This is a genomic window from Symbiobacterium sp. (genome assembly GCF_040797425.1).
GTDB lineage: Bacteria > Bacillota > Sulfobacillia > Symbiobacteriales > Symbiobacteriaceae > Symbiobacterium.
On record NZ_JBFNEH010000035.1, the window covers coordinates 1 to 18,431 of the forward strand.

Genomic DNA, 18,431 nt, shown 5'->3' on the forward strand with positions numbered 1-18,431 from the left:
CCGTGCCCATTAGTCCGGATGCCCAGCGTGTGCACGGCATCAGCATCCGCCAGGTGCGCGGCAAGCGGCTGGACCGGCAGCGCATCGCCGCCATGATCGACCGAGCGGACATCCTGATTGCACATAACGCAGCGTTTGACAGGCGCTTTGTGGAGCGCCTGTTTCCTGAGGCGGTCGGCAAGCCCTGGTACTGCTCGATGAGGGGCATCGACTGGGCCGGAAAGGGTTTCCCCTCCAAGGGGCTTCAGCAGCTACTCCGGGATCACCACATCCACCCGGGGAGGGCACACCGTGCCCTCGACGACGCGAAGGCAGCGGTTTTGTTGCTGGGCCTCGGCAGTCCCGAACCCTATCTCAAGGAGCTGTTAGGTAGTGGACCGATCAGAGCGCACAGGCCCGGCAGGAAACAAGGGAATCCGCGACCGAGCCAAAGGGTAGTTGGTGACGTGCGGGTCAGGCCGCGGTCCGCCACCGCAACGTCCGGTTGCCTCGGCGTGTTGATTGTCGCGGTCATCGCACTTCTGCTCCTGGTGGCTGTGTGGTAGGCGAGCTGCACGGCCCGTTTCGCGCCGCGCCGGCAATCGCACCGGTGCTGGAAGGCGGCCAGGTCGTCGGTGACCTGCCCGCCGGCGCGGGAACCGCAACATTGGCCTTTCGGCAGTACTACACGGGACGAAAGTACCATTTTAATCCATATTCACTTCCTGATATACTGAATCCCACGGTCCAGTACTTAACAATCCATCACAGGAGGTCGAATTCGTGCACAGGTTCAGGAAGGGTATCTCTGCAGGCGTGGCCCTCGGTATCGTGGCATCCGTGTTCACCGCGTCCCCGGCTCTGGCGGCCCAGGAAGTGCGCATGGACATTCAGTACTCCTTCAACGGGTACTACACGATCACGAACGTCGTCGGCACGGGGTTCACCACGCCCGTCGTCTACAAGGCTGTGGCCCCTGTGACGGTGACCTTCCACGGCGACGACCTCGCCCAGGAGAGCGTTCAGCGTGCCGAACTGGTGACGCAGGAGGGCGCCGTGTACTTCGAGTCTACTGGAGAGTCGGTCCGGTTCACCGTGAAGAACTTCACCTATTACGAGGAGGCCGAGATTCACGACGAACTGACCGAAGAGCTGTGGGATATCCCCTACTACGTGACGGGCAACTACGCGGTCCTCACCGAGCCCGGGTATTACCTCGTGACGGCGGGTCCGGAGGCCGTCGCGCCGACGACGGTGGCCATCGAGGTCCTGGCCCCGGACGCTGCTGAACTGGACGCGGACGGATCCGTCTCCGCCATTCCCACCCCCTCGACGGTTCTCGTCAACGGCAAGGCGGTGGCCTTCGAGGCCTACAACATCAACGGCTACAACTACTTCAAGCTCCGTGACCTGGCCATGGCCCTCAACGGGAGCGAGAAGCAGTTCGAGGTCACGTGGGACGGCGCCAAGAACGCCATTACCCTCCTGTACCGCCAGCCCTACACGCCGGTGGGCGGCGAGCTGACCGCGGCCCCGAATCCCGCGGCGCAGCAGGCCGTGCCCAGCACGTCGACGCTGCTCAGCAACGGCGTGGTGCCGCTGGTCCTTAAGGCATATAACATTTGCGGGTACAACTACTTCCGGCTGCGGGATATCGCCGCACTGCTGGACTTCGGCGTCACCTGGGATGCCACTACCGGGACCATCGGCATCGATACGTCCATTCCGTATTCGGAGTAGGCCAGCCGGCCGGATGGGGAGTCTCGGCTCCGGACTGAAGGACGGCGCTTTCAGGTCCCATCCCGGGGCGGCGGTGAAGGCGCTGCTTCCGGGCAGGCAGCCCGCCGTGTGACCGGACGGGCAGGAACCACCTGTGCATGGCCGGATCAGCCGGCAGCACAAACGAAAGGGGAGCGGATCGCCGCTCCCCTTTCTGCTCCTCGGATGGGCAGACAGTTGCAGAAGACAGGCCGCGTCTCGGCAGGCCGTACCGTTGTCTAACCTGGGCGCGGCGTGCTCCCCGGTCAGCCAGCCCGGTCTTGACGTGGACGGCGGCGAAGCACTCATGCCCATGTCGTGACCACGTGGATGAGCAGGACGGCGCCGGGAACCGTGGCGGGGAGACAGACCCGCCACGCCCGGTTTCGGGAGGCGGCCCACGGTGCCAGGACCGCTCCGGCAGCGCCGCAGACGACCCCAATCCCGAAAAAGGGCGAACCATGCGGAGGGTAGGCCCAGTCCAGGGCCAGCGCTCCCACGAGGCCCCCGGCGAACGCTCTCGGCAACGCCTGGGTCAGGCCGAGGACCTGATACACGACCGCCGTTCCGGCGGCCATGGCCGCCACGATCACGCTTCGCACGGGGCGCTACTTGCGGTAAGCACCCGATGATACACTGAAATCACAAACAAATTGAGTGCAACTATTAGGTCGCGGTAAAATGGGATCATTCCCCACTCCGGGAGGGTTGAGGAAATCCAGGTTCCAGTTGACCGGCACCGCTCCTAAGGACCGCCCACAGTCGAAAACGCAGGAGGGAAACGTGTCAAGCTCGGAGTTCGCATCAAGCTGGTTATCGGGTTCCTGACGGTCCTTCTCCTACTCGTAACGGTCTCGGTAGCGGGAATCATCGGCATGGACAGGGTCGAGTCCAGGTATCAGGACCTGACCGGTCGGGTGCAGCGGGTTCAGTTCATGGCCCGCACGGTCCAGATGGCAATCACGGAAGAGGCCCGTGCCCTGTCAGCCTACCAGGCGTTCCGCAGCGCCCGTTATCAGGAGGAGTTCAACGCAGCGGCCGACCAGCTGGAGACCACGCTGGCAGAGATGGAGCGTACGATGCAGGTGGCCGAGGGTAAGGCGATCCTGGCCCAGATCATGGCGGATAGTCGAGCCTACCGCGAGCAGGCCGACAGCTACTTCAGGGGAACGAGCGTCGACAGCGCCAGCATCGAGGCGCTGCGTGCGGAACTCGTGACCAACGGGGACAGGCTGCTGGCCATGGGCGATCAGTTGGCCGAGCAACTCCGGGAGGCGGCCGCGGCATCCGCCGTACGGGCCGAGCGGATCATCATGATGGCGGCCGCGGTGGCGGTGGCGGCCGGCCTCGCGATTGGGCTCATCCTGGGCGGGCAGATTGTCCGACCGGTGACCGCGATCGCCCGGGTGGCCTCACGGATGGCGGAGGGCGACCTCACGGTGGAGCCGGTGGTGGTGACCAATCGGGCTTCAAGAAGGAAAACGCCCACCCGAAGCGCGCCGACGAGCGCCCGTGAACCCGCGGAAACCCGCAGGCCAGTAAGCCTGCGGGTTTCATCGCACTACAGCTTCGTCAGAATCTCCGGCCCGTTCTCCGTGATCGCGATCGTGTGCTCGTACTGCACGCAGATCGAGCCGTCCACCGTGCGGGCGGTCCAGCCGTCGGGGTCCAGCTTCGTGTGGTAGTCCCCGAGCGTGATCATCGGCTCGATGGCGATCGTCAGTCCCGGCCGGAGGATGAGGCCCGTGCCGGGCGTGCCGTAGTGGGGCACCTCGGGCGGCTCGTGCAGGTCCTGCCCCACCCCGTGGCCGATGTAGTCCCGCACCACGCCGAAGCCGTGTGCCTCGGCCAGCGTCTGGATGGCGTGGCCGATGTCGCCCATCCGGTTTCCCGGCAGGGCCACCGCAATGGCGGCGTAGAGCGCCTCCTGGGTGACCCGCATGAGCTCCTGGACGGAGGGCGAGACCTCGCCCACCGCGTAGGTCCAGGCCGAATCGCCGTGGTAGCCCTTGTAGTAGGCGCCGATGTCGATGGTGATCACCTGGCCGGGCTTCAGCTGCTTGTTCGAGGGGAAGCCGTGGCAGATCACGTCGTCCACCGAGGCGCAGATCGAGGCCGGGAACCCGTTGTATCCCTTGAAGCTCGGCGTGGCATGGTAGCGGGCGAGAAACTGCTCCACGAACCGGTCGAGCTCGCGCGTGGTCACGCCCGGCTGGACCTTCTCCGCCAGGGCGGCATGGCACTCGGCGACGATCCGGCCCGCGTCCCGCATGATGGCGATTTCACGCTGCGACTTCAGTTTGATCAATCTACTGCCTCCCAGTGGAACTGGTTCTCCTTCCATCCTAGCGCATCCGCAGCCGATCAGGAAGTCGCACTTGTACCACTCGCCCGGGAGGAGTCCCGTCCGGCCGGGGCGAACCTCAGGGCGAGGAGGCGATCCCCATCGTGCTGAACCGGCTGGCAGACTACCATACCCACACCGTCCGCTGCGGCCACGCGACAGGCACCATGGAGGCCTACGTGGAGGCGGCCATCGCCCGGGGCCTCGGCGAGATCGGCTTTTCGGACCACGTTCCCATGTACTGGCTGCCCGAGGAGCGGCGCGACCCCGGCGGCGCCATGGCCATGGCGGAGCTGGAGGAGTACGTGACCGACGTGCTGCGCCTCCGGGAGCGCTATCCCGAGATCCCCATCCGCCTGGGCCTGGAAGCGGACTTCATTCCGGGCCACGAGGAGGCGCTTACCCGGTTGCTGGAGGCGTACCCCTGGGACTACGTGATCGGTTCGGTCCACTTCCTGGACGACTGGAACTTCGACAATCCCGACTACGTGCACCGCTACAGCGAGTGGGACATCGCCGAGCTGTACGCCCGCTTCTTTGCCCTGGAGCGGGCGGCCGCGGAGAGCGGCCTGTTCGACATCCTGGCCCACATCGACCTGATCAAGAAGTTCGGCCACCGCCCGCCGGGGGAGCTGACGCACCTCTACACCGACTTGGCGGACGCGATCGCCCGGGCCGGCGTGGCCATCGAACTCTCCACCGCGGGGCTGCGGAAGCCCGTGGGCGAGGTCTACCCGGCGCCGGCGCTGCTCAGGGCCTGCTGCGAGCGGGGTGTGCCGCTGGTCATCTCGTCGGATGCCCACGCACCGGACGAGGTGGGCTGGGGCTTCGAGGACGCCCGGGAGCTGGCGCTGCGCACCGGCTTCACCGAGACGGCGCGGTTCGAGGGCCGGCGCCGCCGGATGGTGCCGCTGGCCTGACCGAACGCCCCGGCCCGGGACACAGAGCGAGCGGGTCCCCCCTGGAGGGGAGCCCGCTCGCCGCGCGTGTACACGGCCGGAAGAGGGCTAGATGCCGAAGAACCCCTTGCCCGCCGGGTAGGCTGCGATCCCCGGAATACCGGCAGTGGTTGGGTACGCGGAGGGAACGGTCGCAACGGTCGTCACGGGCACGGCATACTCGTAGACCCGGTAGACCGTCGCGTTGGCGGCCGGGTATGCGGCCGCGCCGGGGGCGATGAACAGGTCGTCCGCACCGGCCTGGGCGCCAATAAAGGGGGAGAATGCCGGGATCTTGCCAAAGCCACCGTATTGCACAGCGGTGCACCTCCTCTCCTACACAGTCTATGGGTGCCGTAGGCGGCTGGTGAAAGCGGCCGCAGGGATCCCGGGGTCCGCAAGGTCCTGCGGCTCCGCCCCATCATACGTCCCGGCCGGGCCGGGAGTGCCCGGGGAGCAGCTCGAGGAGGAGGTGGCTGTACGCCACCCGAAAGCCGAGCCGCCGGTTGAGCGCCAGCATCGCCTCATTCGCCTCCTGCGTGGCGGTGGTTTCCAGGCGGTAGCCGTGCCGCTTCAGGGCCAGGCCGACGTACTCCCCGGCGGTGGTCGGGACGGACTCCCAGCCCGATCCGCCAGTAGGCCCACTCAGGGGGGTAGGCCGGATCCGGACGGGCCGACGCGTAGCCGATCAGCTCGCCGCCCTGGGCCGCCATGAGGCCCAGGACCCGGTCGGGATCGGTCAGGGCCGTTCCCATGCGGCCTGCCCGGGGAGCGGGAAGCCCGCCAATCCTGTACAAACCGGCGGCCGCACAGACAATTTGGCCATTTCAGGAGAAGGATTCGCCTGCCTACCGGGTTAATACTTGGTGCGAGGAGGTTGAGTGGGCATGCTGCGAACCCGACTGTGCGACCTGCTTTCGATTGAGTACCCCATCATCCAGGGCGGGCTGGCCTACCTGGCCCGGGTCGGTCTGTGTGCCGCGGTTTCCGAGGCCGGAGGTCTGGGGCAGATCACCGCCGCCACCCTGCCCGACCCCGAGGCGCTCCGGGCCGAGATTCGCCTCGTGAAAGCCGCCACGAGCAAACCCTTCGGCGTCAACTTCGCCATGGGCTATCGCAAGCTGGAGGCCTACATCGACGTCGCCCTTGAGGAAGGGGTGCGCATCGTCACCATCACCGGCGGCAACCCGGAGCCGTACATGAAGTACATCGACGAGCGGGTGCCGGGAGTGAAGAAGATCATCCTGGTCGCCGGGGTGCGGGCGGCGCAGAAGGCGGAGTCGCTGGGGGCCGACGCGGTCATCGCTGTTGGGTACGACGGCGGCGGCCACCTGGGGCGCGACGACGTGGGGACCATGGCCCTGGTGCCCCGCGTCGTGGACGCGGTGAAGATTCCCGTGGTGGCCAGCGGCGGTATCGTCGACGGGCGGGGGCTGATGGCCGCTCTCGCACTGGGTGCCGAGGGCATCGAGATGGGCACCCGCTTCGTCGCCACGCAGGAGTGCCCCGCGCACGAGGCCTACAAACGCATGCTGGTAGAGGCCAAGGAGAACGAGACGATTATCATGGAGCGCAGCATCGGCCGGCCGGCCCGGGTGCTGAAGACCGGCGGGGCGCAGCGGGTGCTCGACGCCGAGGCCCGGGGTGCCGCCCTGGAGGAGCTGCTGCCGCTCATCTCGGGGCAGGTGAACGCGAAGGCGGCCCTGGAGGGGAACATGGAGGAGGGCTTCGTCTACGCGGGCCAGGGCGTGGGGATGATCCACGACGTGCCGACGGTGGCGGAACTGTTCGACCGGATTCTCGCCGAGGCGAGGGCCATCAGCCGGAAACTGAGCGCACTGCAGTAGAAGGAATCGACCTGCGGTGACGGCACGGGCCCCGATGGCCTGGCGGTGCGTGCCAGATGCGCCGCTGCCCGGATGGAGTGCGGCAGCGGGCGAGACCAAGAGCGACCCCGGCGCCGGATGATGACGGCGCCGGGGTCGCTCGCTGTCAGGGAGTCCGGCCTTCCGCTAGCCCATGCGGAAGTCCACCGCGATGCGGACGTGCCGGAAAGGCTCGTCCGGGTGTTCCAGCCGGTGCAGCAGCATCTTCACCGCCTCCCGGCCGGCGTAGTCCCGGTGGTAGTAGATGTGCGGGATCGAAGCCGTGACGCGGCTGGTCATGCTGAGTTGGTCCGCACACGCAAGGGCCACGTCCTGCCGGCCCTGTTCGGAGAGCACGCGGGCCACGGCCAGGGCGGTGGTTTCAAAATCACACAGAAACGCGTCGGGCAGCGGGTCCAGATTGGAACCTGGTGCGGCCCGGGATCAACGCCCGCCTGAGGGCGGAGGGAGTGAGTCCCGTCAATCTGGGGGCTGCATGGTCCCGGGTGAGCGCGGAGGTGGCGGAGGCGATGAGCGGTCAGCTGGCAGAATTCGCCCGGTTGCCGGCGTTCGCTGCTTGTTATCAGGTCCACCAGTTCTCTGCCCGGCTGCCCTGGCCGCGCACGTTTGAAGTGGAACTTGAGGTGGGGTTGCGGTGAGAGAGCGGTATGATGTGCTGGTTTGTGGCGGCGGCCCCGCCGGTATCATGGCCGCGGTGGCGGCGGCGCGGCGCGGCGCACGGGTGGCGCTGGTGGAGCGGTACGGGTTCCTGGGCGGCATGTCCACGGCGGCGCTGACGCTGCCGCTTATGACCTTTCACGCCAGCCGGGGGGAGCAGGTGGTGACCGGGCTCCCCCAGGAGCTGATCGACCGGCTGGTGGCCCGGGGCGGAAGCCCGGGGCACGTGCCCGACCCGATCGGGTTCTGTGCCACCATCACGCCGGTGGACCCCGAAGCGCTGAAGTCCGCCCACCTGGAGCTGTGCCTGGAGGCGGGCGTGGAGTTGTTGCTGCACACCCAGGTCGTCGGCGCCGACGTCGCAGCGGGACGTATCACCCACGTGCTCGCTTTAGCCAAGGAGGGCCTGCGGCGGCTGGAGGCGGCCGTCTTCGTGGACACCACGGGGGATGCTGACCTGGCGGCGCGGGTCGGCGCTCCCTTTGAGTACGGCCGCCCGGAGGACGGCCTCGCCCAGCCCATGACGCTGCTGTTCCGCATCGCAGGGGTCGACTGGGAGCCCATCGCCCGGTACGCCGCGGCCCACCCGGATGACTTCGTCCTGGGATGCGACCCGACCGACCTCGCCCATCTGCCTGCACCGGCCATCGCCGGTTTCTTCCGCCTCGTCGCCGCGGCACGGGCGCGGGGCGACTTCCCGCTTGAGCGAGACCGGGTCTTGCTCTTCGCGACGGGCCGGCCCGGCGAGGCGATCGTCAATATGACCCGCATCACCCGGGCTGACGGCACCACCAGCAGCGGGCTCACGCGGGGCGAGGTGGAGGGGCGGCGGCAGGTGGCCCAGGTCATGGCGTTTCTGCGCCGGTACGTTCCCGGATGCAGCCGGGTGGAGCTGATCCAGACCGGAACGCAGGTCGGCGTGCGGGAAAGCCGGCGCGTAAAGGGGCAGTATGTGCTCACCGGAAGGGACGTGGTCTCCGGAGCCTCGTTTCCGGACTCCGTGGCCCGGGGCGCCTACCCCGTGGACATCCACAGTCCTTCCGGTGTTGGGCTGGAGGTCATCCCGATGGCCCCGGGCACCTCTTACGATATCCCCTATCGGTGTCTGTTGCCGACGGGAGTCACCAACCTGTTGGTGGCAGGGCGGTGCATCTCTGCGGAGCATGAAGCACTGGCCTCGGCGCGCATCACGGCCACCGCGATGGCCGTGGGCGAGGCGGCCGGAACGGCGGCGGCGCTGTCCGCGATGGCCGGGGTCGAACCGGGCCAGTTGGAGATTTCCACCCTTCAGAAGGCGCTGGCGGCAGCGGGTGCCTCCTGGGGGAAAGCACAGGAGAAAGGAGGGCCGGGTTAAGTCTCCCATCAGGCTCCACGGCTTGGCATCCGGATCGCTCATTCGCCCTCTTCGAAGGAGGTACTGCAGTATGGGTTGGGTCATCTTGCTGGTGTTTCTGGTGTTCGCAGTGCTCATGTATACCAAGAAGCTCTCCGCGATCCTCGCCCTGCCGATGATGGCACTGCTCATCGCATACCTGCCGAACCCGGGCGCACCCCTGGACGCCATCACGCTCGTCTTCGGCACCGGCGCAACCCGGCTTGCCAGTGCGATGATGAATGCGATCTTCGGCGCCATCCTGGCCTATGTGGTCTACTCCACGGGGATTGCCGAAACCATCGTCAAGAAGGCGGCCGAACTGGCCGGAGACAAGACCCTGCCTGTCGCGCTGATCATGACGCTGGCCACCGCCATCGCCTTTATCGCACTGGGCGGCCTCGGCTCCATCATCATGGTCGGCACCCTGGTCCTGCCCATCCTGATCGGCGTGGGCATCCGTCCGCTGGCTGCCGCCAGCATGTTCCTGCTGGGCATCTCCATCGGCGGGCTCTGGAACGTCGCCAACTGGGGCTTCTACCAGAGCGTGCTCCAGGTGCCGATGGAGACCATCTCCAGCTTCGCCACCACCAACGCCCTCCTGCTGGCCATCGCGACCCTGGCTTACATCATTGTGAACGCACGGCCCCGGCGGACCACCTGGGCCATGCCCACCAAGCCTCCCACCGAGGCCCCCAGCGTGCCCGGCTACGCGCTCATCACCCCGCTCATTCCGGTGGCCATCCTGCTCGGCTTCCAGTTCATCGGGGGCATCTCGTTTGACATCAACGCCGCCCTCACGATCGGCGCCCTCTACGGCATCCTGACCACGCGGCCCCGCCAGATCCTGAACACGCTGGGTGCAGCCATCACGGAGGGCATCAAGAATGTCGCCCCCGTGCTGGGGCTCATGGTCGGCATCGGTATGGCTGTTGTGGCCCTGACGGCAGAGCCTGTAAAGGCGGTGATGACCCCGCTGCTCAGCGCGGTGGTGCCCAAGTCCCCGCTGGGATACGTGCTCTTCTTCGGCCTGCTGAGCCCCCTGGCGCTCTATCGGGGTCCGCTCAACCTCTACGGGCTCGGTGCCGGCGTAGGCGCCATCCTGACCTCGGTCTACCAGCCGCACCTGGTGATGGGTGCACTCATGTCCACCGGCATGATCCAGGGGGTCTGTGATCCCACCAACACCCACAACGCCTGGACAGCTGGCTTCACCAAGACGGATGTGAACGACATCCTGAAGGCGACCTTGCCGTATGTCTTTGCAGCCACCCTGGCGGCGCTGGCCGTCATCGCCGTGACCCGCTGGGCCGCATAAGAGAACGCGCGACGAAGTGAGGGTTAGCCATGAGAGCGGTGCGTATCGGCATAGATGTCGGCGGCACCTTCACGGATGCGGTTGCCATCGATGAAGAGACCTATGAACTGATCGGGCAGGTGAAGGTGCCGACCACCCAAGACGCCCCCGAAGGGGTTGCAGCGGGGATCGTGCAGTCGCTGCACAAGCTGATGGAGCAGTATGATATCGCGCCCGACCAGGTGCGCTTCATCGCCCACGGGACGACCCAGGCGACCAACGCGCTGCTGGAGGGCGACGTGGAACGGGTGGGCATCATCTGTGCCGGCACCGGTATGGACGGACTGCGCGCTCGCTCCGAAACCCAGGTGGGCGACCTTGAACTGGCACCCGGCAAGTGGTTGCGCACCAGCCACGTCCACGCGGAGCTGGGGAAGCTCCAAGAGGCGCTCCGTCAGTTGAAGAACGCCGGGGCGAGGGTCGTCGTGGCCGCGGAGCCGTTCAGCGTGGACAACCCCGAGGGTGAGAGGGCCATCATGAAGGCGGCGCTGGACGAGGGCCTGCCTTCGGCCGGGACGCACGAGATCAGCAAGCTGTACGGCCTGCGAATCCGCACCCGCACCGCGGTCATCAACGCCTCCATCCTGCCGAAGATGATGCGGACGGCCACCATGACCGAGGAGTCGGTGAAGCGGGCGGGCATCGCCGCCCCGCTCATGGTCATGCGCTGTGACGGCGGCGTGATGACGGTGGACGAGGTCCGGCAGCGGCCCATACTGACGCTGCTGTCAGGCCCCGCCGCCGGCGTGGCCGGGGCGCTCATGTACGAGCGGATCTCGGACGGCATTTTCCTGGAGGTTGGCGGTACGTCCACGGACATCAGCGCCATCCGGAACGGCCGGGTGATGGTGGACTACGCCCAGGTGGGCGGGCACAAGACATACCTCACCTCCCTGGACGTGCGGACCCTTGGCGTTGCCGGCGGCTCGGTGGTCCGCGCCGCCGGAGGTGCCATCCGGGATGTGGGGCCCCGCAGTGCGCACATCGCCGGCCTCCGCTACGCGGTCTACGCCGATCCGGACGAGATCGTCGACCCCGTGCTGGAGTATTTTGCGCCCAAACCGGGTGATCCGGCGGATTACGTGTGCGTCCGGTGCGCAAACGGCCAGCGCTTCGCCCTGACCCTGTCCTGCGCCGCCAATCTGCTCGGTTACGTTCCCGAAGGAGGCTACGCCCGCGGCAACCCCGAGTCGGCACGCCGAGCCTTTGCCCCCCTTGCGGCCGCAGTTGGCTGCAGCGTCGAGGAGGCGGCCCGGACCGTGATGCGCCTGGCAGCCGCGAAGGTTGCGCCGGTCGTGGAGTCGCTCATGCAGCAGTACGATCTCGACCGCAGCAATGCCGTCCTCCTGGGCGGCGGGGGCGGATCTGGAGCCCTTGTTCCGTTCGTCGGCGAGTTCATGGGTCTGGAGGCGCGTCTGGCCCGGAACCACCACGTCATCTCCCCGATTGGTGTGGCGCTGGCGCTGGTGCGCGAGGTGGTCGAGCGCACCAAGCCGAATCCGACGGAAGAGGATATTCTCAGCATCCGGCAGGAGGCGCTGGAGGCGGCCATTCGCTCAGGCGCCGCACCGGGCACCCGGGCCCGGCGCTGCCGTGAAATTGCCGCGCATGCGTTTGCCAGGGAGCTGCTCGGCCTGCCCTTCCTGCCCAACGCCGTTGACTACCTGATCCTGGTCGCCACCGACAGGTGGTCCGAGGCGGAACTGAGTCGGGCGCTGGCGCGGGCAGAGGAGGAACTGATGGCGGCAGTCGGTCGCCAGGAGGGTCTGCCGGACCCTGTGACGACCAAATGAGGGGCGGATGGCCGCCCCTCTTCCCTTTGGTTCAGTGCACCTTGCCGTCCGAGACCATCTTGGTAATCATGCTGGCGAGGGCCTGCCGCTCCTGCTCGGTGCCCACGTCCCAGAGCTCCTTGAGCAGGCGTTGCTCCCGGTTGCGCGGGTCCACCTTCTGGGCGAGGAACGAGCCGATGCTCTTCGCCGCGTTCACGATGGTCGACTCCGAGGCGCCGGCCCGCTTCGCCTCGCTCACCCGATCCGAGAGGAACTGCTTCCACTGCTCGAACGATTCCAGGACCGGGGTATCCGGGGAGACGTTGTCCATCCTAACCTTTGACCTCCTGTGCCGCGTACACGAAATTGGACTGAGCCTCGGCAAGTAGTCTGCGCCAGGGCACAGGCAATCATGCCTGCTGGCGGCGTTTCACCTGCGCGCGCAGCGCACGTGGGCGTAGGTATATCGCTTCCGGCCCAGCTGGGCGGCACGGGTGCCGGCGCGCATCGTCCGGCCACAGATGGCGCACGGCATGTCAGAGGGGAGCAGGACAGTCTTCAGCGGCTCGGGCGCTCCGCGGCGCGGCGGGGCCTCCTTGTGTTCCGGCTTCCAGTCGACGATGCCCTCGGCGGCCAGCCACTCCAGGGCTGCCTGCTTGTCGGGCGCGACCAAATAAACCTCCTGGACTGCGGAGCCGTTCTTGGCCAGCAGTCGGAGGCCCGTCTCGGTGAACCGCTGGAACGTCACCTCGAAGCCATGGGTGTTCAGCGGGCGGATCGGGCCCGGGATGATGCTCGTGACCAGGTCGCATTCGGCGATCTGTTCCAGCACCGGCCAGAGCTGTTCGATCACGCTGTGTTCCCGCTTGATCTTGCCTGCACGGTACTTCTTCAACAGGCCTCAGTCCTTGCTGCGTCGTCCTGACCGGCGCGGGGGCGGAGCGCCGGGCCCGCCGACTCTCCGCCCGCCGGCGCTAACTGCCGAAGATGGCCGTGATGGTTTCCTGGAGGAGGTTCTGCTTGCCCGAGACCAGAAGCAGCGTCATGCCGCAGATCAGGATGAAGGTGCTGAGGATCGGCGGCACGCGCAGCCGGGCGAACGGGCCGGCCTTGGCCAGCAGGCCAACGGACGCGGCGAGCACGACGTTGCTGATGAGGAACAGTACCCACCACATGAGAAGTTCGGTCGAGTTCACCTGAGTGCCTCCCCGCTGACAGTTTCAAATCGCAGTCTGATAAGACCATAGTGCTAATGGATCATTATAGACCATGCGCCGAAAAGGGTCTAGCGCGAAAAGAGCGACAGCGGGTTGCCACCCCGTTTTCGGGATCGCGGGAGCGATTGACGCCCGCACACAGTCTGTGATAGAATGAGCGGTGCCGTCGAGCGGTGGGTTGGCGAAGTGGTAACGCGGCGGTCTGCAAAACCGTTATCCGTGGGTTCAAATCCCACACCCACCTCCCGCGGCGGCCCCCCGGCTGCAACAGGCAGCCGGGCGTCTTGCGCGGCATGGCCCGGGCAGGGCGGAGCCCAGGTCGGGTGCACATCATCCGAGGGGCCGGCATACGCTGGACCGGAGGTGGGGGATGTGCCGTACGGGAAGTTCTCTAAGAAGCCGTTCTCTAAGTTTCCGTTCTGGAAGTATTGGAAGTTCCCCTGGGGAATCTAGGATAAGCATGAACGGGCGGGCCAGCTGGACGGCCCGCCCTTGGCGCGCGGGCGGGCCGGACGGCGATGGCGGGAGGAGAAGGGGCGGGCGCGCGTGGAATAGTAAAAGAGCGAACGCCGTGTCCAAACCAGGCGTCGAAGGGTGTGTGGGAGCAGTGAACAGGCAGAAAGACGGCGGAAAGCGCGGTTCGCTTGTGATCTGGATCGTCGCGGGCATCGCCGTCGTGCTGGCGGCGGGCCTCATTGGGGTCAACATCTGGTCAGCGAAGGAGGGGGGGCCCACCGCCCCGCACGGGCAGGTTGCCGGCGAGACGCAGCCAGGCGCTTCGGACGAGCAGGCGCCCGGCAGGGAAGAGTCGGCCGCGCCTGGCGAGCAGGCGGGCCAGGACGGGGAGCCTGGCGCCACGGATGGCCGGGTGCTCAGCGACGCCGAGCGGGGCGCGGTGCGGAACGCCATGGGTCCGGCGGACGCCCCGGTGACTGTGATCGAGTACGTGGACTTCGTCTGACCGGCCTGCAGCACGGCCCATGCGGTCGTCGGTCCGCAGTTGGCGGACCTCGCAGCGTCCGGGAAGATCCGGTATGAGGTACATTACTACCCGCTCTTCCAGCCCACGGGATGGGCGATCAAGGCGGTGGAGTGCGCGGGCGAGCAGGGCTACTGGTGGGCCATGCACGACCGCATCTTCGAGGACCAGGCACAGGGGATTCACGCTCAGGAGACGGCGGAGGATCTGGACGCCCTGTTCATCCGGTACGCGGACGAACTCGGCCTCGACACGGAGGCGTTCACCCAGTGCTTTACCTCCGATGAGAAGGCGCAGGAGTTCCTCCCGCGGGTGCAGGCACAGGCTTCGGCCGGGCAGGAGCTCGGCATCAAGGGAACCCCCTCGTTCGTCATAAATGGTGAGTTGGTCTCGCTCAAGACCTGGGACGATCTCATCAACGCGGTGAAGGAGGCTTTGGAAGCTCAGTGAGCCTGCGAAGGCTGCTTCAGGGAATCGGCGTGCTGGCGGTGATGGGGCTGGCGATTTCGGCCTACCTGACCTACGTGTACACCACGGACCAGGTGGCCATCTGCATGGGAAGCGGCGGCTGCGACACCGTGCAGCACAGCGCCTACGCGTGGATATTCGGCATCCCCATGCCCGTGCTGGGGCTCGGCGCCTACCTGCTGGTGCTGGTGCTGGCCCTCCTGGCCCTGCGGGGGCGGGAGCCGGCGGACTGGAGCGTGCTGGCGCTGTTCGGCACTGCACTGGTCGGCCTGCTCTTCTCGGCCTACCTGACCTACCTGGAGCTCTTCGTCATCCACGCCATCTGCTTCTGGTGCGCGGTCTCCGCGGTCATCCAGGTGTTCCTGTTTGTGCTGTCCACCATGGTCTGGCGGCGCCTGCAGCAGTCTGTATAGCTTTTTCGCGGCTGGTCATATACTAATACGGCAGATACCCTCGGCTTCGAGACGCCCGCACAGGCTCCCTCGGAGCCGATTTCTTACAAAGTGGGGTGGAACGGCCGTGCAAGCGATCACGATAGGGACTGCGGCAGGCATCGACGAAATTCGGCAGCGCCTGGACGACGAGTTCAGGATCCTTCGCGCAGAGGGCGTGAGCGTCCGGATCGGCCAGTCGCACAGAGGCGCCTTCGCCTTCCTCGACTGCGCGGTGGACGCCGACGGGTCGGCCCGGTCCGCACAAATCGGTTCCCTCCTGCGTGAGTCCGTGGCCACCGCCCTGTCCGACGTGATCGTGGAGAAATGGGAGGACCACCTGATCCGCAAGATCATCCGCGGCTCGTACTCCTACTTCTCCCGGGACGAGCAGGATCTCATCGCCGCCTACACCGGGCGCACGCTCAGGAGCGGCGCCGAAGACGCCCGGGGCGGGAACGCTGAAGGCCGCAAGACCCGGATCCTCCGCCGGCTGCGCGACTACCTCGATACCGCTGATGAACTGGTCCTGGAAGGCTTCGTCAACTTCCGGCTGCGCGATTACATCGAGGAGCTGGAAGACGCCGTGGACAGGGCGGTTGACGAGTACCTGATGGAACGGGAGCACCGCGAGTTCATCCGCCTGCTCCGGCACTTCGTCGACATCCAGGAGCCTCGGATCGACCATGTGCACGTGCTCCTGGGCCCGGGTGGCTCGTTCCGGCTGGTCGATGACGACGGCGGCGCCATCCGCAGCGAGGCGCTGGAGGAGTTCGTCGTGGAGATGGTTGAGGACGAGGTGAGCCACGAGGACCTGCTGATTTCGGCACTGATCACCCTCGCGCCACGCCGGCTCACCGTCCACCGGTCCGGTCGTCCGTCCGGCCGGGACGAGGCGTTCGAGACCATTCTCGGCGTGTTCGGCGAGCGGACGGCGGAGTGCGAGGGCTGTACGCTCTGCAGCCCGACCCACGCCGGCGCGTGCGAGCCGTCGCAGGCTACCTGGCAACACTGATGGCCGAGGGACCATAGACGCGCAAGGAGGGAAAGCCCCTCCTTTCGCTGTTTTTGGGCTGGTCGATTCGTACGGACCGGCGCGCCCATGGTGTCTGCAGAAAGTTGTGATGGCGATAGGAGGAATTGTCCCCTAAATGGATAACTTTCGTAGGGTAGGTCTATCCTATTCGGATGGAAAGGAGATCGGATTTCAGTGAGCATGGCAAGTCTAGCCTGGACCGCGCCTGTCGCTGGATTACTGGCTCTGTTAACGGCGTATCTGCTCGCCAGCAAGATCAGCCGGCAAGATCCAGGCACTCCCCGCATGAGGGAGATCAGTGCCGCCATCCACGACGGCGCCATGGCCTTCCTGAACCGGGAGTATCGGACCCTGGTCTACTTCGTTCTTGTACTCGCACTCGTCATTCTCATCGCTGGCTTCACGACCGATGCCATGGAGTGGCAGACCGCCATCGCCTTCGTCAGCGGTGCCCTCTGCTCCATCCTGGCGGGCAACTTCGGCATGCGTGTGGCCACCAAGGCCAACGTCCGCACCGCCAACGCGGCGCAGCACGGCCTCAACAAGGCCCTCGACATCGCTTTCTCCGGCGGCGCCGTGATGGGGCTGTGCGTCGTCGGCCTCGGCACGGTCGGTGTGGGCATCATGTACTTGATCTTCAAGGATCCGAATATCGTAAACGGCTTCGCCCTGGGCGCCTCGTCCATCGCCCTGTTCGCCCGTGTGGGCGGCGGCATCTACACCAAGGCCGCTGACGTGGGCGCCGACCTGGTGGGCAAGGTCGAGGCCGGCATCCCCGAGGACGACCCCCGCAACCCGGCCGTCATCGCCGACAACGTCGGTGACAACGTGGGCGACGTGGCGGGCATGGGCGCCGACCTGTTCGAGTCGTACGTCGGCTCCGTCATCGCCGCCATGGCCGTCGCCCTCGTCGACGGTAACATCGACTCCAACCTCGCCGTCCTGCCCCTGCTGATCGCCGCCGGCGGCATCCTCGGCTCCATCGCCGGCACGCAGTTCGTGCGGGGCAGGGAGGGCGAGAACCCGGCCAAGGCCCTGAACATGGGTACCTACGCCGCCGGCATCATCACGGTGATCATCGCCGGCCTGGTCTCGTTCCTGGGCTACGGCACCCACATCTACTTCACGGCCGTGGTGGCGGGCCTGGTGGCCGGCATTCTGATCGGCCAGCTGACCCAGTACTACACCGCTGCCGAGTACAGCCCCGTCAAGTCCATCGCTGATGCCTCCGAGACCGGCCCGGCCACCAACATCATCGCCGGCCTCGGCGTGGGCATGATGTCCACCGCCTTGCCGATCCTGGTCATCGCGGCGGCCACCCTGGTGGGCTACCTGGTGGGGGCCCCGCAGGGGCAGGGCCTCTTCACCATCGCCCTGGCGGCCGTGGGCATGCTCTCCACCACGGGCATGACCGTGGCGGTGGACGCCTACGGGCCCATCGCCGACAACGCCGGCGGCATCGCCGAGATGAGCCACCTCGACCCCAAGGTCCGCAAGATCACCGACACGCTCGACTCGGTGGGCAATACCACCGCCGCCATCGGCAAGGGCTTCGCCATTGGCTCCGCGGCGCTCACCGCCCTGTCGCTCTTCGGCGCCTTCGCCACTGCGGCGAAGCTGGGCGACGTCTCCATGACTGATCCGAAGCTGATCGTGGGCCTCTTCATCGGCGGCATGCTGCCCTTCCTCTTCGGCGCCATGACGATGAACGCCGTGGGCCGGGCCGCCATGCACATGGTGGAGGAGGTGCGGCGGCAGTTCCGGGAGATCCCGGGCCTCATGGAGGAGAAGGCCAAGCCCGACTACGCCCGCTGCGTGGCGATCTCCACCGACGCCGCGCTGAAGGAGATGATCGTTCCCGGCCTGATGGCCGTGATCGCACCCCTGGCGATCGGCTGGCTCCTGGGCAAGGTTGCCCTGGCGGGCCTGCTGGCGGGCGCCCTGGTCACCGGCGTCATGATGGCCATCATGATGGCCAATGCCGGCGGCGCCTGGGACAACGCCAAGAAGTACATCGAGTCCGGCGCGCACGGCGGCAAGGGTTCCGACCCGCACAAGGCCGCCGTCGTGGGCGACACGGTGGGCGACCCGTTCAAGGATACCTCCGGCCCGTCCATGAACATCCTCATCAAGCTGATGACCATCGTGTCGCTGGTCTTCGCCGCCACCTTCGGCAACGGGCTGTTCTAGTGCCGGGCCAGCCGGGGGCCGCTCCCACGGGCGGCCCCTTTCTTGTT

General features: G+C 66.8%; 20 protein-coding genes, 1 tRNA gene and 1 pseudogene. 14 read left to right on the forward strand and 8 right to left on the reverse strand.

Annotated features, from left to right (window positions below):
• Together AB2385_RS11575 and AB2385_RS11580 are read left to right on the forward strand one after the other, a co-directional pair.
• Positions 1-545: exonuclease domain-containing protein (locus AB2385_RS11575; RefSeq protein ID WP_367655162.1), on the forward strand; the 545-nt coding region annotated here is incomplete at its 5' end.
• Between the two features lie 217 nt (positions 546-762).
• Positions 763-1,719 carry a hypothetical protein gene (locus tag AB2385_RS11580; protein WP_367655163.1) on the forward strand — a complete coding sequence of 319 codons (957 nt, stop codon included), beginning with the start codon at positions 763-765 and terminating at the stop codon, positions 1,717-1,719.
• A gap of 323 nt (positions 1,720-2,042) precedes the next feature.
• On the opposite strand, the gene AB2385_RS11585 is transcribed toward AB2385_RS11580, so the two are convergent.
• Together AB2385_RS11585 and map are read right to left on the reverse strand one after the other, a co-directional pair.
• Positions 2,043-2,339 (reverse strand): hypothetical protein, encoded by a 297-nt coding sequence (locus tag AB2385_RS11585; protein WP_367655164.1) that lies wholly within the window; start codon positions 2,337-2,339, stop codon positions 2,043-2,045.
• A 959-nt stretch (positions 2,340-3,298) separates the two neighbouring features.
• Positions 3,299-4,045 carry a type I methionyl aminopeptidase gene (gene map, locus AB2385_RS11590; RefSeq protein WP_367655165.1) on the reverse strand — a complete coding sequence of 249 codons (747 nt, stop codon included), beginning with the start codon at positions 4,043-4,045 and terminating at the stop codon, positions 3,299-3,301.
• Between the two features lie 140 nt (positions 4,046-4,185).
• On the opposite strand from map, the gene AB2385_RS11595 reads away from it, so the two are divergent.
• Positions 4,186-5,001 carry a histidinol-phosphatase gene (locus tag AB2385_RS11595; protein WP_367655166.1) on the forward strand — a complete coding sequence of 272 codons (816 nt, stop codon included), beginning with the start codon at positions 4,186-4,188 and terminating at the stop codon, positions 4,999-5,001.
• An 87-nt stretch (positions 5,002-5,088) separates the two neighbouring features.
• On the opposite strand, the gene AB2385_RS11600 is transcribed toward AB2385_RS11595, so the two are convergent.
• Entirely contained in the window at positions 5,089-5,337 is a 249-nt protein-coding gene (locus AB2385_RS11600) for a hypothetical protein (RefSeq protein WP_367655167.1), read from the reverse strand.
• Positions 5,338-5,543: 206 nt separating this feature from the next.
• Positions 5,544-5,774 carry a GNAT family N-acetyltransferase gene (locus AB2385_RS11605; protein WP_367655168.1) on the reverse strand — a complete coding sequence of 77 codons (231 nt, stop codon included), beginning with the start codon at positions 5,772-5,774 and terminating at the stop codon, positions 5,544-5,546.
• A 132-nt stretch (positions 5,775-5,906) separates the two neighbouring features.
• On the opposite strand from AB2385_RS11605, the gene AB2385_RS11610 reads away from it, so the two are divergent.
• On the forward strand, positions 5,907-6,866 hold the full coding sequence (locus AB2385_RS11610; protein ID WP_367655169.1) for an NAD(P)H-dependent flavin oxidoreductase: 960 nt from the start codon (positions 5,907-5,909) through the stop codon (positions 6,864-6,866).
• Between the two features lie 165 nt (positions 6,867-7,031).
• On the opposite strand, the gene AB2385_RS11615 is transcribed toward AB2385_RS11610, so the two are convergent.
• The gene (locus tag AB2385_RS11615; RefSeq protein ID WP_367655202.1) at positions 7,032-7,304 is read right to left on the reverse strand and encodes a substrate-binding domain-containing protein; all 273 of its coding nucleotides are present in this window, start codon (positions 7,302-7,304) and stop codon (positions 7,032-7,034) included.
• Positions 7,305-7,354: 50 nt separating this feature from the next.
• Between AB2385_RS11615 and AB2385_RS11620 the strand changes: the two genes are divergently transcribed.
• From AB2385_RS11620 to AB2385_RS11635, 4 genes are all read left to right on the forward strand, one after another.
• Positions 7,355-7,543 (forward strand): hypothetical protein, encoded by a 189-nt coding sequence (locus AB2385_RS11620; RefSeq protein ID WP_367655170.1) that lies wholly within the window; start codon positions 7,355-7,357, stop codon positions 7,541-7,543.
• Entirely contained in the window at positions 7,540-8,916 is a 1,377-nt protein-coding gene (locus AB2385_RS11625; RefSeq protein WP_367655171.1) for an FAD-dependent oxidoreductase, read from the forward strand. The genes AB2385_RS11620 and AB2385_RS11625 overlap by 4 nt, the downstream gene beginning before the upstream one ends.
• 70 nt (positions 8,917-8,986) lie before the next feature.
• Positions 8,987-10,252, forward strand: a complete 1,266-nt coding sequence (locus AB2385_RS11630) for a transporter (protein ID WP_367655172.1) — start codon at positions 8,987-8,989, stop codon at positions 10,250-10,252.
• A gap of 29 nt (positions 10,253-10,281) precedes the next feature.
• Entirely contained in the window at positions 10,282-12,084 is a 1,803-nt protein-coding gene (locus tag AB2385_RS11635) for a hydantoinase/oxoprolinase family protein (RefSeq protein WP_367655173.1), read from the forward strand.
• A gap of 31 nt (positions 12,085-12,115) precedes the next feature.
• Here AB2385_RS11635 and AB2385_RS11640 read toward each other — a convergent pair whose 3' ends face one another.
• The 3 genes from AB2385_RS11640 to AB2385_RS11650 all read right to left on the reverse strand — a co-directional run bounded on the left by AB2385_RS11640 (position 12,116) and on the right by AB2385_RS11650 (position 13,259).
• Positions 12,116-12,394: a DUF3243 domain-containing protein gene (locus AB2385_RS11640; protein ID WP_367655174.1), complete on the reverse strand. Its 279-nt coding sequence runs from the start codon at positions 12,392-12,394 to the stop codon at positions 12,116-12,118.
• Positions 12,395-12,493: 99 nt separating this feature from the next.
• A complete protein-coding gene (locus tag AB2385_RS11645) occupies positions 12,494-12,958 on the reverse strand; it encodes a DUF2103 domain-containing protein (RefSeq protein ID WP_367655175.1) in 465 nt (154 codons plus the stop codon).
• 79 nt (positions 12,959-13,037) lie between these two features.
• A complete protein-coding gene (locus AB2385_RS11650) occupies positions 13,038-13,259 on the reverse strand; it encodes a hypothetical protein (protein ID WP_367655176.1) in 222 nt (73 codons plus the stop codon).
• Positions 13,260-13,452: 193 nt separating this feature from the next.
• Here AB2385_RS11650 and AB2385_RS11655 point away from each other — a divergent pair.
• From AB2385_RS11655 to AB2385_RS11680, 6 genes and pseudogenes are all read left to right on the forward strand, one after another.
• Positions 13,453-13,524: transfer RNA gene (locus tag AB2385_RS11655), tRNA-Cys, on the forward strand.
• A gap of 363 nt (positions 13,525-13,887) precedes the next feature.
• Complete coding sequence (locus AB2385_RS11660; protein WP_367655177.1) at positions 13,888-14,241, forward strand: hypothetical protein; 354 nt, start codon at positions 13,888-13,890, stop codon at positions 14,239-14,241.
• 12 nt (positions 14,242-14,253) lie between these two features.
• Positions 14,254-14,709: pseudogene (locus tag AB2385_RS11665) on the forward strand (DsbA family protein); the annotation flags it as partial.
• Positions 14,706-15,140, forward strand: coding sequence for a vitamin K epoxide reductase family protein (locus AB2385_RS11670; RefSeq protein ID WP_367655178.1), 435 nt, complete (start codon positions 14,706-14,708; stop codon positions 15,138-15,140). The pseudogene AB2385_RS11665 and the gene AB2385_RS11670, both read left to right, overlap by 4 nt.
• A gap of 106 nt (positions 15,141-15,246) precedes the next feature.
• Positions 15,247-16,173 carry a putative sporulation protein YtxC gene (gene ytxC / locus AB2385_RS11675; protein ID WP_367655179.1) on the forward strand — a complete coding sequence of 309 codons (927 nt, stop codon included), beginning with the start codon at positions 15,247-15,249 and terminating at the stop codon, positions 16,171-16,173.
• 201 nt (positions 16,174-16,374) lie between these two features.
• Positions 16,375-18,384 (forward strand): sodium-translocating pyrophosphatase, encoded by a 2,010-nt coding sequence (locus AB2385_RS11680; RefSeq protein ID WP_367655203.1) that lies wholly within the window; start codon positions 16,375-16,377, stop codon positions 18,382-18,384.
• The last annotated feature ends 47 nt before the right edge of the window (positions 18,385-18,431 follow it).

Bases quoted from the DNA above. Each gene is read 5' to 3' on its own strand.
- AB2385_RS11605 (WP_367655168.1), bottom strand. From the start codon at position 5,774: ATGGGAACGGCCCTGACCGATCCCGACCGGGTCCTGGGCCTCATGGCG.
- AB2385_RS11610 (WP_367655169.1), top strand. From the start codon at position 5,907: ATGCTGCGAACCCGACTGTGCGACCTGCTTTCGATTGAGTACCCCATC.
- AB2385_RS11630 (WP_367655172.1), top strand. From the start codon at position 8,987: ATGGGTTGGGTCATCTTGCTGGTGTTTCTGGTGTTCGCAGTGCTCATG.
- AB2385_RS11635 (WP_367655173.1), top strand. From the start codon at position 10,282: ATGAGAGCGGTGCGTATCGGCATAGATGTCGGCGGCACCTTCACGGAT.
- AB2385_RS11640 (WP_367655174.1), bottom strand. From the start codon at position 12,394: ATGGACAACGTCTCCCCGGATACCCCGGTCCTGGAATCGTTCGAGCAG.
- AB2385_RS11680 (WP_367655203.1), top strand. From the start codon at position 16,375: ATGGCAAGTCTAGCCTGGACCGCGCCTGTCGCTGGATTACTGGCTCTG.